The following is a 13,243-nucleotide window of genomic DNA, read 5'->3' on the forward strand; positions in this document are numbered from 1 at the left end:
CGGTCCGGCCCTCCGGCGGGAGGGCCGGACCGCCCTGCTTTCACGGCAGTCGACCCGGTCCCGGCTCGCGGGCCCGCAGCAGTAGTAGCGCCACGTCGTCGATCCGCTCCTGTGCCGCGGCGCTGTGCCGCACCAGTTCGTCGGCGATCTCCTCCAGCGGCAAGTCCCCTGCCGCTGCGAGGCGTTGGCCCAGTTCGGCCAGCGCGTCCTCGATGTCTACGCCGGGCGACTCGATGAGCCCGTCGGTGTAGAGGGCGAGGACGGAACCGGGCGCGAGATCGACCTCCGTCGTCGGATACACGGCGTCGGCGTCGATACCCAGCAACGGACCACCGGCCAGGTCCAGCACCCGTACCCGCCCGTCCGGACGGCGCAGCAACGGCGGCGGATGCCCGGCACGCGCCATCACGGCCGTACCGCGTCCGGGATCGAGCCGTAGATACAGACAGCTCGCGAAGAGTTCGGAGCCGAGGTCGATCAGCAGCCGGTTGGTGCTGCGCATGAGCTCCGCGGGAGCCTGACCGACGGTGGTGTACGCGCGGACGGCGGTCCGGATCTGCCCCATCAGCCCGGCCGCGGTCACGTTGTGCCCCTGTACGTCACCGATCACCGCCGCCAGGCCCTCGGACGTCACCAGGTCGTAGAAGTCGCCGCCGATCTCCATGCCCTGGGTGGCCGGCAGATAGCGGGCGGCGGCCTCGATGCCCGGCACCGGCGGCAGCGAGTGCGGCAGCAGCGCCGCCTGCAGTCCATGGGCCAGCTGGTTCTTCGCGTCGTAGAGCAGCGCACGTTCCAGGGCCTGCGCGATCAGCCCGCCCAGACTCGTCAGCACGGCCCGCTCGTCCGCCGGGAAGACGTGCGGCTCGGCATAGGCCAGCACACAGGTGCCCACCGGCCGCCCGGACGCGATCAGCGGCAGATACGCCCAGGCCGCGAACCCGTCGGGGGTGGCGTGCCGGCTCGGATACAGCCGCTCCAGCTCCTGCCGTGAGTCGAAGAACGCGGGCACACCGTTGTTCAGCGCGGCCGTCCCGGGTGTCGACCCGGTCAGCGCCATTCCGTCGAAGCGCTCGACGACATGCGGGTCCGGATATCCGCGATGCCCCAGCACATGCAGCCGCCCGCCCCCCGAACCGAGGACGACCAGCGCCTGGCTGCCCACGGCCGGGGCGACCTCGTCCGCGATCAGCTGCACCACGTCCTCCACCCCGACCGCCTCGGTGAGCGCCCCGGCCAGGCTCAGCACCTGGGAGATGGTCACAAGCCGCGACGGCCCCTCACCGGGCTGCGGCGCCGCCCGGGCCAACTCCGTCACCGCCCGCGCCCGGCTGATCCGTACGCTCAGCCCGGTCGTGTTCGGGTACATCCGGAACGACAGCCACTCGCCCGGCGGTCGCAGCGCCACGAACGACGTGACCTGCTGACTGAGCAGCGCGGCCCGGTAACGGTCCTCGTACACCGGGTCGTTGAGCCAGGGCACCGCCGCCCACAACTGGGTGCCCAGCAGCCTGCTCACCGACATGCCGAGCAGCTCCCCGGCCGCCTCGTTCGCGAAGCCGACCCGCCCGTGCAGATCCAGCGAACACAGCCCGTACGGCAGCCGGGCCACCATCCGCGCCGCCTCGACCGTGCCCAGCGTCCCGGCCACGCTCGTCGCGGGCCCGGTGGCGAGCAGATCGGGCTCGGCCCGCACCGGGCGACGCTCCTCGACGGCCCGCTCCAGCCGCACCGCGAGCCGGTCGCAGGCGGAGGTCAGCTGGTCGCGGTCCCGGTCGGACAGGACCGGCGGATGCGAACCGGGCCAGGTCACGAACACCGAGCCGTGGACCGTCGACTCCGTGGCGATCGGCACGGCGGCCAGGGCGAAGGGGTACGGCAGCACGACCGCGATGCGCGGATAGCGGCGGGCCATGTCCTCCTCGCCGCCGACCCAGACCAGCCGCCGCTCGCGCACCGCCTCGGCGACCGGGATCGGCGCGCTCAGCCCGACCCGCTCCCAGGGCGCCGCGAAGGCGCGCGGCAGCCCCGCCATCACGGCCATCTCCAGCACCGGCTCGTCGGGCGTCAGCAGATACACGGCACCCGAGTGCGCGTGGACGGCGTCCATCATCGCGGCCAGCGCGAGAGACAGCATCGGCCGCCCGACCGCAGCCAGGTGGGACGACTGTCCGTCCGACACGCCGACCACCTCCTTGCACGGCCGCGCGGTCTCAGTGATCAGGCTCCACCCTGGGCGCCCGACGCGCACGGCGAACGAGATCGTCCCGCGGTGGTGAAGCGCTCGTTCGTACCCCGAAGGCCCCTGTCGTATACCCCCCAGATTGAAGCGCGCGGCGGCGTACGGGCGCCTCGCGTGCGCCCCCGCGCACCCTGTTGGCCGGATCTCCGGGACCGCGCGCGGTCGCGGAAGCGAACAATGGGGCACGCGCGAAACCACCGTGAAACCGGCGAACAGCGAGCTGAAGGGGCGGCAGTGATCCGGCTACTTCTGGTGTACGACGCGTGTCTGGTGCGATCGGTCCTCGCGGAGTGGCTCCGCCGGGAACCCGACCTCGGGGTCTACGACACCCCGTGGCGCACCGCATCCGGTCGCGTCCGGTCCGTACGGCCGGACGTCTGCGCGGCGGACCTGGACTGCGCCGACACGTACGGCATCCCGCCGCTCGGCGAACTCGGCCCCCGCGGCACCTGCCCCACCCCGCCACGCCTCCTCGTACTGGCCACCGCACACCGCCCCGGCCTGCTGAAACGGGCGCTCGAAGCGGGTGCGCTCGGCTACGTCGACAAGGCCAGCCCACCCGACCGGCTCGTGCACGGCATCCGCCGGGTCGCCGAGGGGAAACGTTTCGTCGACGATTCGCTGGGCTTCGGATTCCTCAAGGCCGCGGAGATGCCGTTGACCCGCCGGGAACTGAGCGTGTTATCGCTCGCCGCCGAGGGAGCCTCCATCGCGGAGATCGCCGGGAGCCTGCACCTGTCCCACGGGACCGTGCGCAACTACATGGCGGCCATCACCCGCAAGACCGGGGCCCGCAACCGCATCGACGCGATCCGTATCTCGCAGGGCGAGGGCTGGCTCTGACGACCAGCTGCCCACCAGCTCCCGATAGAGCGGGGAGCGACGGAGCAAATCGTCGTGCGTACCGAGCGCGGTCTCCGGCCCGTCCATGACCAGCACCCGCCCGGCCCGCCGCGCCGAACTGATCCGGTGCGCCACGACCACCAGTGCCCCGCCGTTCCGCTCCCGCCGGGCGAAGGCCCGCTCGGCACGTTCCTCCGCCTCCGGGTCGAGATGGCAGGTCGCCTCGTCGAGGAGAGCGAGCGGGGCGTACGACAGATAGGCCCGGGTCAGCGCGATCAACTGCCGCTCGCCCGCGGACAGCGCCGCCGGGTCGACCGGAGAGCCGGGCCCACCGAGGGCTTCGAGCAACGGGGCGAGTCCGACGGCGCCGGCCGCGGCCAGCAACTCCGCCTCGGGCACGGGGTCGGGCCGCAGATGGCCGAGGTTCTCGGCGAGCGTCCCACTGAAGACGTACGCCTCCTGCGGGATGAGCACACGCTGGGTGCCTGTCTCGGACACCGGCCGCCCGTACACCCGGATCGTGCCGTGTCCGGGCTTCAGCAGTCCGGCGGCGAGGGCGGTGAGCGTGGATTTCCCGATACCGCTTGGTCCTACGACGGCCAGGTGGCCGCCTTGGGGGAGGGCGAGGGTGAGGTCGCGGAGGACGGGTTCGCCGGCAGCGCCGTAGGCGAAGGTGACGGAGGTGAGGGAGAGGGCTGGGGGGTTGGGCGGGGGTGGGCCGGTGGTGAGGTGGGTGATGGTGGTTGGAGCGCCGCTCGGGCCGACGACGGCGAGGTCGGGGTCGTGGAGCACAGCTTCGTCGGCTGGTGGTGGGGCGACGTGTGGGGCGGTGGTCGGGACACCGCTTGGGACACCGCTTGGGTCTACGACGGCCGGGTGCGGGCCTTGGGGGGAGGGGCAGTTGGGGTTGTGGGGGACGGGTTCGCCGACCGGTTGCGAGGTGGGGGGAGGGGCGACGGTCGGAATGCCGCTCGTGTCCACGACTGCCGGGTGGGCGTCTTGGGGGAGCCCGGAGTCGGGGACCTGGGGGACGGCTGTGCTGGGCGGTGATGCGGCGAGTCGGGGGACTGTGTTCGGAGGTCCGGAGGCCGACGGGGGTGCCAGGCGGCGTAGGACGACCGCGAGGCGGGAGCCGCTGGTGCCCAGGCCGTGCACCAGGTTCTGGAGGGCCGGCAGCAGGGACTGGGTGACATAGGCGAGGGCGCCGACGAGACCGCCCGGGGTGACGCCGTGGCCGAGGAGCCAGGGGGCGGTGGCGAGGAGCAGCACGATCGGCAACTGGCCGCCGACCGCCAGGGACACCACGCGCAGGACGCCCCAGCGGGCCAGTGAACGCGCGGCACGCAGTTCGGCGTCGACGAGGTGCCCGGTGTCGGTGGCGACCTGTTCCTCGGCACCCGCCGCTGTGATGTCCCGCAGTCCCGGGCAGACCGTGCCCAGCCGCTCGGCGAGGGCCTCGTCGGCGAGGAGGAAGGTCTCCTGCCGCCGGGCCAGTGGACGCAGGGTCGCCGAGAACAGGCACACCCCGGCGACGAGGGGCGGCGCCACGACGAGAAGGAGCAGCGGGTCGAGCGAGAACAACCCGGCGAGCGCGCCCACGGCGGTGAACAGGAACGAACGGGACACCATCACCAGCCCGGCGAAGGTGTCCCGGGCCAGTTCCACCTGCTGGGTCAGCCCGGACAGTGCCCCGCCGTCCGCCTCCCGCACCCCGCGAGCGACGACCCCCTCCACGAGCCGGTCCCTGAGCGGCTCGACCAGATCGGCGACACCCCGATAGACCCGCCCCGTCCCGAAGGCTCCGACGACAACCCCGACTCCCGCCACCGCGAGCCACCCGAGCCCGACCCCACCCCGCCCGACGAGAAACCCGGCGTCCAACGCCCGAGCAAGCCCGTACCCGACGAGAAAGGTCTGCCCGGTTTCCAGCACGGACCAGGCACCGAGGCGGACCAGCACGGGCCGGCGGGTGCGGAGGAAGTGGAGGCCGCGGCGGGGGATGGTGTCGGCGTCGTGGGGTGGGGTGGGTGGCGTGGTCTTCTGCGGTGGGGCTTCGGGCGGCGGGGGTTGCTGCGGCCGACGGCGGAAGAAGCGCGGGCCGCAGCCGCTCTCGTGGGGCCGGGTGGGTGGCCTGGCCTTTGCCAACTGGGCTTGGGGCAGCGCCGGTTCCTGCGGTCGGCGGTGGAGGAAGTGGAGGCTGCGCCGAGGGACGGTGCCGTTGTCGTCGGGCCGGGTGGATGGTGTGGTCCCTGGCGGTTGGGCTTCGGGCGGCGCGGATTTCTGCCGTCGTCGATGAAGGGAGCGCAGGCCGCGTCGAGGGGCGCTGCTGTCGGCGTGGGGTTCGGCGGGTCGCGTGGCCTCGTTCGGCTGGGCGTCGAGTGGTGCCGGGTTCAGTCGCTGCCGACGCAGGAAGCCGAGGCGGTGTCGACGGATGCCGTCGCCGGTTCGGCGCAGGGTCTCCGCCGACTTGGTGCCGGGTGGCGCCGGGTTGTCCCGTCTCCCGAAGCCCGGTCGACTGAGGCCGCGCCTACGACCATCACCGTCGTCCTCGGTCCCGCCGTGCCACTCGGTCTCCGTCGGGCCACTCCGTTCACGTTCTCCGGGTCCTCGCCGTGTCTGCTCCCCCGCGAGGTCCGTCGGCGGGTTCGTTGCCGGGTGATCGCCGAAGCAGTCGTTGCCGACAGGTGATCCTTGGCGTCCCTGGTGGTCCTTGTTCGACATCGGTCCGTTCAGTCGGCCCGCCTGCTCCTCCCCGCCCGACATCACCCCGTCCCGCCCTCTGCGCCCCGAGTCCCTCCGCGCATGGCTCTCTCGGCAGCCCCCGATCCCTCCGAACCACTCACCGCCTCCACGCCGACCCCATCCCTTCCCGTATCCGCCAACCCCTCCACCTCCCCGAACACCCCTCGATACCCCGCCATCCCCCACAACTCCGCATGCACCCCGACCGCCCGCACCCGCCCCCCGTCCAGCCAGGCCACCAGGTCCGCGCGGGCCGCCGTAGCGGCGCGGTGGGCTATGAGGAGGCGGGTGCCGGTGGCGTCGGGGCCCGTGAGGGACTTCGTGATGTGGTGTTCCGTGATCGTGTCGAGGCTGGAGAGGGCGTCGTCGAGGATCAGGACACGGCCTTCGTGGGCGAACGCCCGGGCGAGGCCGAGGCGTTGGGACTCGCCGCCGGAGTGGGGCGCGTCGGCGACGGGGGTGGCGTAGCCGTGGGGGAGGCGGCGGACGAACGTGTCCGCATGGGCCATGAGCGCGGCCTGCCGGACGCGGGCGGGGGAGGGCGACCGTAGGCCGAACGCGATCGTGTCCTCGATCGTCGTCCCGAGCAGTGCCGGACGGTCGAAGGCGTAGCCGATCGCGCCGCGCAGGTCGTCGTGGGGCAGGTCGCGGAGCGGGATCCCGTCGAGGAGTACCTCGCCCGCGTCCGGGTCGGTGAGGCGGCCCGCGACGGCGGCGAGCAGTGACTTGCCCGCTCCGGAGCGGCCGACGACGGCGAGGGTCGTACCGCCGGGGATCACCAGGTCGATGCCGTCGAGCACCGTGCGTTCGCCGTGCCGGGCGATCACGCCGCGCAACTCCAGGCGTCCGGGGCCCGGCGGGAGACGGCGGTGTCCATGGACGGGCGCCGGTTCGGCCAGGAGCTCGCCGAGGCGCCGCGTCGCCGCCTTCGCGCGCAGCAGGCCCGCCAACTGCCCGACGAGTACTCCGACTCCGGTCGCCAGGACCGCGTACCGGGACGCGGCCAGCACCTCGCCCACCGTCAGACGGTGCCTGGTCAGCAAGTAGCCCGCCACGGCGACGACGGCGAGTTGGAGGAGGGGCGCCACGGTCACCGCCTGTGCGGCGGCCCGACCCTGCACCCGCCACATGCGGTGACCCGCGCGGGAGAGTTCGGGCAACGGCCGCAGAATCCGTGCCGTCTCCCGGTCCGCCGTACCCGCCGCCTGGATCGTACGGAAGCCACCCATCGCCTCCGCGAGCGCCGCCGCGATCCGCCCCTGGACCTGTTGGTAGCGCGTCACACACTCCGAGGTGTCACGGGCGAAGGCGCGTAGGAGGACGGTGAGGACCGGGGCACCGGCCAGGAAGACGGCCGCCAGCCACGGGTCGATCAACGCCAGCGCGACCACGCCTCCGACCGGCCCCGCCAGTGCCGCGAGCAGCGCCGCCACCGCACCCGGAGCCGTCCCCGCCTGCGCGGCGTTCCCCACCAGCCGGGCCACCAACTCCCCGGCGCCGAAACGGGAGTTGGCCTGCGGACCCAGGGCAAGTACATGTCCGGTGACGCGTCGCCGCAGCCATGCCGTCGACCCGGCCGTGACCGTGCCGCCGAGCACCGTCCCGCACGCGTCCAGCACACCGATCAGCAGCACGAGCCCCGCGCACCCCCACACCCAGCGCGAAGCCGGAGCGTGTGCCAGCAGGTGGTCCAGGGTCCGGCCCAGCACGGCGGGCAGCAGCAGCGCGGCGGCCGTGGACGCCGTACTGACCGCGCACAGCGCCACACAGCGCGGACCGGCGGCGCGGACGGCCGACCGGAGCAACGAGCCGGTCAGCGGGGCGCCTTCGGCATGCGTCGTCATACGGCGGTCCCTCGGGGTGACGTGACGTGGACCCCGGGCGGCCCTCCCCTTCCACGAGGGGGCCGCCCGGAGCCGTGGGCTCACCGTGCTGTCAGAGACAGAGCAGAACGCTCGCCGCGCTGATGCAGGAGAGCAGGCTGACCGTGCTCGCGCCGCCGCCGTCGTTGTGCTCGTCGGATTCCATCGTCTGCAGGTCGAGAAGTGCCATGAGATGTCCTTTCGTTGTGGGGACGGGGTGGTGGTGTCACGACTCCGTCAGATCGCGGAGCCGTGCTGAGTGGGCCGCCGGAGCGGCGGCAGGAAGGGCAGCCCGGGCGCGGAGTCGGCATCGCCGAAGGCCGCGCCGAGCGCGAGCAGGCACCCGGCCGTTCCGGTGCCCAGGTCCATGGACAGCCGCATCATCTGGTGCCCGGGGAAGGCGAGTTGACCTTCGTACGACATCGCGAACCAGTCGAGGCCGGCGACCTGTTCGGCCAGCCTGCCGGCATCGGCGCCCGGCGCGGTCGTACGGGCGAGGTGCAGGATCATCCCCGCGCGGCCCTGGAACAGACCGGGCTGCGCGTAGAAACGGGAGGTGGCCGCCGTGAGGATGCCGGTGCGGGCGCGCTCGAACTCCCCGTCCTCGTCGGGGACTTGGGCCAGCAGGTCGTCAAGGACCATGCCCAGGCCCACGCTCCCGTCGCCGAGGTACGGCAGCGTCCGCCACCCCTCGTCGACCTCAAGCCCGCCGCCACGCTGCACGACACAGCACTCAAGGTCGCGGCGCAACGCCCCGGCCGCCGCGTCGAGCAACCGCCGGTCGCCGGTCCACTCGTACTGCCGCAGCAGGAACAACGCGGGCCCGCTCGCGCCCCGCAGCAGACCGGCCCGCCGCCGGGGCGTGGCGGGGCGCGGCTCCGCCAGCCGTCGTACGAGGATGTCCGCGGCCTCCGCCGCCCGCTCGCGCAGCTCCGACTCGCCGGTGTCGGCGGCCAGTTGGCCGAGGACCAGGCCGAGTCCTGCCAGGCCGCCGTGCAGGTCGGAGGAGAGGTTCTGCCAGCGTTCCGCGAGGATGCCGGAGATGAGGTCGAGGGCGCGTTGGCGGTGGCCGAGCCGGTCGAGGACGTGGGCGACGCCCGCGAGTCCGTCGTACAGGCCGAGCGGGGTGCCGACCGGGGGCGGGGCGGTGCGGTCCAGGAGCCAGCGCTCGCCCTCCTCGTAGCGGCCGGTCCCGGTCGCGTCGAGTGCGTACAGCACACCGGCCGCGCCGTGCGCCAGGCCGAGTCCGCCGCCGTCGGAGAACTGGGCGACATCGCCCGGGAAGAGCCGGTCGTCCCGCTCCGGGGTCGCCGAGGTGAGGATCGCCTTGACCATCGAGTCACGGCTGTAGGGCCAGTCGCCGGGCCGTACGAAGGCCGGGGAGATCGTGCCTGTGCCCCGGGTGATCTCCGCGACCGCCCTGTCCAGGAACTCCCTTGGTACGTCCGGGAATTGGCCCGCGATCACCTCGGCCAGGTGTGCCGCCTTGCCGCGGTCGACCACGAACAGCGTGGTCACCGGCAGGAACAGGGCGAGCCGCAGACAGGCCAGCGCGTACCGGTCGACGTCGACGCCCCGGCGGTCCGGCGGCGCGAAGAAGCCAGGGTGGGCGACGACTTGTCGGCCGTTCTCCTCGGCCGGGGCAGCCGCCTCGAAGTCGATGAGGAACACCGACTCCTCGTCGGGCGCGACGATGACGTTGAAGATGTGCAGGTCGTTGAAGACGATCCCGCGCGCGTGCACCGCCTCCAGCGCCCGCTCGACCGCGCCGTGGATCTTCAGCGCCCACGCCGTGTACGCGGCCACCGCGTCCGGGTCGGGGTCCGGGGTGAGCAGCGGATGCCGCTCCGCGAAGAAGGAGTTGAGGGGGCGTCCCTCGATGAAGTCCATGACCAGGAACCGGTGTTCACCCAGCAGGAACCAGTCCCGCACCTCGGGCACCACCCCGGTCCCGGCGAGCCGCTCCAGCGCCAGCTTCTCGCGCTCCAGTCGGACGATCGCGTCGGCACCGTCCGAGGCGAGCCCCGCGTGCGGCCGTCCCTCCTTGAGGACGACCTTGCGCCCGTCTCGGGTGTCGGTGCCCGCGTACACCCCGCCGCCGTTGGAGAAGTGCAGCGCCTTCTCGATGCGGTACGGCAGTTCGCCGACCGTCGTGGTGTTGCGCGCCGCGAGATGCGGCTCCAGGAACGCGGGCAGTGTCACCCACTCCGGGACCTGGAAGGACGGCGCCCGCCGGTCCGGCACCAACCGCCCCGAGCCGTCCCGCACCGCCGGCACCAGCGAGCCCCGCTCGTCGACGACGAAGGTGCGCGCGAACGCGCCGTAACGGACGTAGAGCGGGCCGTCGTACCAGCGGAGATCGGTGAGAATGTACGGGCCCTCGAAGCCCTCCAGGAGTTTGCCCAACTCGCTCAGGATCTCGTGGAGTTGGTCCTCGTCGGACGGGTAGACCGTGACGAACTTGCCGCTGGTGTCCCGGCCCGCGTACTTCGTGTTGCGCAGGTGCAGTAAGTGGGGGCCCGGGACGAACTTGAAGGGGATGCGGCGCGGGACGCAGTAGTCCCAGACGAGGGCGGCGACGCGGTCCGCGTTCGCCCGGGTGGCCGAGGCGTGGATCTTCCAGCCCTGGGCCGGCCCGGGGAGCGGGCTGCCGTCCTCGTCGAGCGGGGTCAGCGTCAGCCAGTCGCCGATCCGGGCCGAGCTCCAGCCCTCGGGGACGTCACGGCGCGCCGTTTCGAACAGCGGCGCGGAGGCGTCCGTACCGGGTGCGGACAGGCGGTCCGGTGTCTCGTAGAAGTGCCTGTCGGCGAGCGCGTACACCTCGTACCGCTTGTCCATGGTCGTCCCCCTCCGTGGCCCGGCACGAATCTCCCAGCCGGGCCGCGGAGGGGGACAGTCACGACTGTCACGAGGTCACTGTGCGAAACGCATGCGTAAAGACTTGTTCGGTCCCTTTCGAGCGGACAGGGGGCCATCCGGTCCCTCATCTCCACGGAACGGTCACAGGGGCTGCGCAGCGGCTGCATAAGCGCTGTAATTGCGGACGTGGTCAGTGAGGGCGCTGTGGGACGCAGAACGAGAACGCTGCGTGCCGAACTTGCCCTCAAAACGCTCACCGTCGATCTCGACCCCCGCGAACGGCTGCGCCGCGTCCTCGAACAGGTCCTCGTCTTCGCTTCCGCGAGCTTCGCCGGGGTGTACACACCCGGTGACGACGCCGACCTGCTGTGCCTGGTCGAGTCGGTGGGTGTGCCGCGGACGCTGTACGGGCTGCGGGACGCCTATCCGGCGTCCGGGGGATCACCGGTCGCCGAGGTGCGGCGGGCCGGGCGTGCGGTGTGGCTCGGCCCCGAGGAGCTGGCGGTGGGCTGCGACTCGCGGCGGCTGCCGTCCGGGGAGTTCCATCTGGCGGCCCTGCCCGTGCACGGGGACCGGAGCGGCGGCTGTCTGCTCGCGGTGAGCGAGCGCCCGGCAGGCTTCGACACCGAGGACCGCGCATGCCTCGCCCTGGTCGCCGAGGCGGTCGCGATCCCGGTCCCGGCCGCTGCCGTGGCGGGCGAGGAACTGCCCGCGGGCTCGTTCGACCTGGCCATGGACACCGGGCGGGTCGAGGTGGGCGGCGACATCCTGACGCTGTTCGGGCTGGGCCCCGACGACTTCGACGGCAAGGTGGAGACTCTGCTCGGGCTCACCGTGCCCGAGGACCTGCCCTCGCTCATGTCCGTCGTCGAGGCCGACCACATGGCCATCGGCGACCGCGAGCTGGAGTTCCGGGTCCTGCAGCCCTCGGGACCGCCGAAGTGGCTGCGGCTGCGCGGCCGGCTCCTGCCCGGCGGCGACGGCCGCCCCGCCCGCCTCGTCGGCACCGTCGGCGACGCCTCCCAGCTGCGCTCCGGCGTCAACGACGTGGCCCGCGTCCAGCGCCTCGCCGCCGCGCTCGCCATGGCCGGCACGGTCCGCGACGTCAGCCAGGCCGTGGTCGCCGCCCTGCGCAAACCGCTGCGCGCCGACCGCATCGCACTCGCCGAGCTGGAGGGCGACCGGCTCGTCGTCACCGTCCTCGACCCGCCCGAACCGGAGTCCTGGCCCGAGCTGTGGCGCCTGGAGTGGCGCAGCGAGTGGCCCGACGCACCCGTCCGCGCGATGCCCACCCTCGCCGCCGCCCTGAGCGAGGGCCGTGCCGCGATCTGGCCCGCGGGCACCGACCTGGAACCCGCCCTCGCCGAGGTCGGACCCGGTGGCCTCGCCGTACTGCCGCTGTCGGCGGGCGGCCGGGTCTCCGGTGCCTGTCTGATCGGCTGGGACGACCCGCACGTCTTCGGCCCCGACGAACGTGCCCTGCTCACCGCCTCCGCCGGCCTAGCCGGACAGGCCCTCATGCGCGCCCACGCCTTCGACGCCGAGCACGAACTCGTCGGCATGCTCCAGCGCCAACTGCTCCCGCGCCGTCTGCCGAAACTCCCGGGCGCGGTCGCCGTCGCCCGCTATCTGCCGACCACGGCCGGTCTTGAGGTCGGCGGCGACTGGTACGACGTGATCCCGCTGCCCGACAACCACGTCGCCCTCGTCATCGGCGACGTCCAGGGCCACAACGCGGGCGCCGCCACCCTCATGGGCCAGATGCGCACCGCGCTGCGCGCCTACGCCGTCGAGGGACACCCCCCGGACGTGGTCGTCTCGCACGCCAACCGTCTCCTCATCGACCTGGAGACCGACCTCTTCGCCACCTGCTGCTACGTCGACGTCAACCTGGAGGAGGGCTCCGCCTGGTACGTCCGGGCCGGTCACCTCCCGCCCGTCCTGCGTCACCCGGACGGCAGCACCGACATCCCCTACGCGGACGGCGGCCCGCCGCTCGGCGTGGTGACACAGGCCGACTTCCCGATGAGCCCGCTCCGGCTCCAGCCCGGCACCGTCGTCGCGCTCACCACCGACGGCCTCGTGGAGTCCAAGGAGGCCGACATCGACGAGGGCCTCGACCGCCTCGCCCACGGCCTCGCCGTCTCCGACCCCGCCCACCTCGGACTCGTCGCCGACGCCCTGCTCGGCAACGCCCGCCGCGAGGACGACGTAGCCCTCCTCCTCATGCGCTACGACGGCCTGGCCACCCGCCCCCGCCGGGAGAACTGGACGGTGTGGCGCGTCCCCGAGGCCGCCCGGCACGCCCGCCGCTTCACCAAGCGCACCCTGCGCACCTGGGGCGTCACCGAGGAGACCGACACCATCCTGCTCGTCGTCTCCGAGCTGGTCACCAACGCCCTGGTGCACACCGACGGCCCGGTCCGCCTCGACCTCACCCTCGTCAACCACCGGTTCCGCGTCGCCGTCGCCGACTCCTCACCACGCACCCCGGTCAAACCCACCAGCATCGGCTGGGAGGCCACCGGAGGCCGCGGCATCCTCCTCGTGGAGGCCATGTCGGCGGCGTGGGGCACGGTGCCGGTGAGCGGCGGCAAACAGGTGTGGGCCGAGATCGCTCTCGACCGGTAGACGGCCGCACGGGTGCCTGTACGGACGTACAGCGGCAGGTCGGAGCGGTCGCGCCCGCCCGCCGTGA

At 73.0% G+C, this 13,243-nt stretch carries 6 protein-coding genes and 1 pseudogene; 2 read left to right on the forward strand and 5 right to left on the reverse strand.

Going from position 1 to position 13,243, the window contains the following annotated elements; genetic code table 11:
* Window positions 1-40 precede the first annotated feature (40 nt).
* On the reverse strand, window positions 41-2,188 hold the full coding sequence (locus AB0I69_RS03150) for a SpoIIE family protein phosphatase (protein WP_363093758.1): 2,148 nt from the start codon (window positions 2,186-2,188) through the stop codon (window positions 41-43).
* Between the two features lie 285 nt (window positions 2,189-2,473).
* Here AB0I69_RS03150 and AB0I69_RS03155 point away from each other — a divergent pair, with 285 nt between their 5' ends.
* Entirely contained in the window at window positions 2,474-3,082 is a 609-nt protein-coding gene (locus tag AB0I69_RS03155) for a response regulator transcription factor (RefSeq protein ID WP_363093759.1), read from the forward strand.
* Window positions 3,083-3,310: 228 nt separating this feature from the next.
* On the opposite strand, the pseudogene AB0I69_RS03160 reads toward AB0I69_RS03155, so the two are convergent.
* The 4 genes and pseudogenes from AB0I69_RS03160 to lanKC all read right to left on the reverse strand — a co-directional run.
* A pseudogene (locus tag AB0I69_RS03160) lies at window positions 3,311-5,845 on the reverse strand (ATP-binding cassette domain-containing protein); the annotation flags it as partial.
* Window positions 5,845-7,668: an ABC transporter ATP-binding protein gene (locus AB0I69_RS03165; protein WP_363093760.1), complete on the reverse strand. Its 1,824-nt coding sequence runs from the start codon at window positions 7,666-7,668 to the stop codon at window positions 5,845-5,847. The gene AB0I69_RS03165 and the pseudogene AB0I69_RS03160, both read right to left, overlap by 1 nt.
* 91 nt (window positions 7,669-7,759) lie before the next feature.
* Window positions 7,760-7,876 carry a SapB/AmfS family lanthipeptide gene (locus AB0I69_RS03170; RefSeq protein WP_363093761.1) on the reverse strand — a complete coding sequence of 39 codons (117 nt, stop codon included), beginning with the start codon at window positions 7,874-7,876 and terminating at the stop codon, window positions 7,760-7,762.
* Between the two features lie 47 nt (window positions 7,877-7,923).
* Complete coding sequence (lanKC, locus tag AB0I69_RS03175) at window positions 7,924-10,524, reverse strand: class III lanthionine synthetase LanKC (protein WP_363093762.1); 2,601 nt, start codon at window positions 10,522-10,524, stop codon at window positions 7,924-7,926.
* Between the two features lie 207 nt (window positions 10,525-10,731).
* Here lanKC and AB0I69_RS03180 point away from each other — a divergent pair, with 207 nt between their 5' ends.
* Complete coding sequence (locus tag AB0I69_RS03180) at window positions 10,732-13,176, forward strand: SpoIIE family protein phosphatase (protein ID WP_363093763.1); 2,445 nt, start codon at window positions 10,732-10,734, stop codon at window positions 13,174-13,176.
* Window positions 13,177-13,243: the final 67 nt, after the last annotated feature.

This window comes from Streptomyces sp. NPDC050508 (genome assembly GCF_040655155.1).
In the GTDB taxonomy this organism is placed as follows: domain Bacteria; phylum Actinomycetota; class Actinomycetes; order Streptomycetales; family Streptomycetaceae; genus Streptomyces.

Bases quoted from the DNA above. Each gene is read 5' to 3' on its own strand.
- AB0I69_RS03170 (WP_363093761.1), bottom strand. From the start codon at position 7,876: ATGGCACTTCTCGACCTGCAGACGATGGAATCCGACGAGCACAACGAC.
- lanKC (WP_363093762.1), bottom strand. From the start codon at position 10,524: ATGGACAAGCGGTACGAGGTGTACGCGCTCGCCGACAGGCACTTCTAC.
- AB0I69_RS03165 (WP_363093760.1), bottom strand. From the start codon at position 7,668: ATGACGACGCATGCCGAAGGCGCCCCGCTGACCGGCTCGTTGCTCCGG.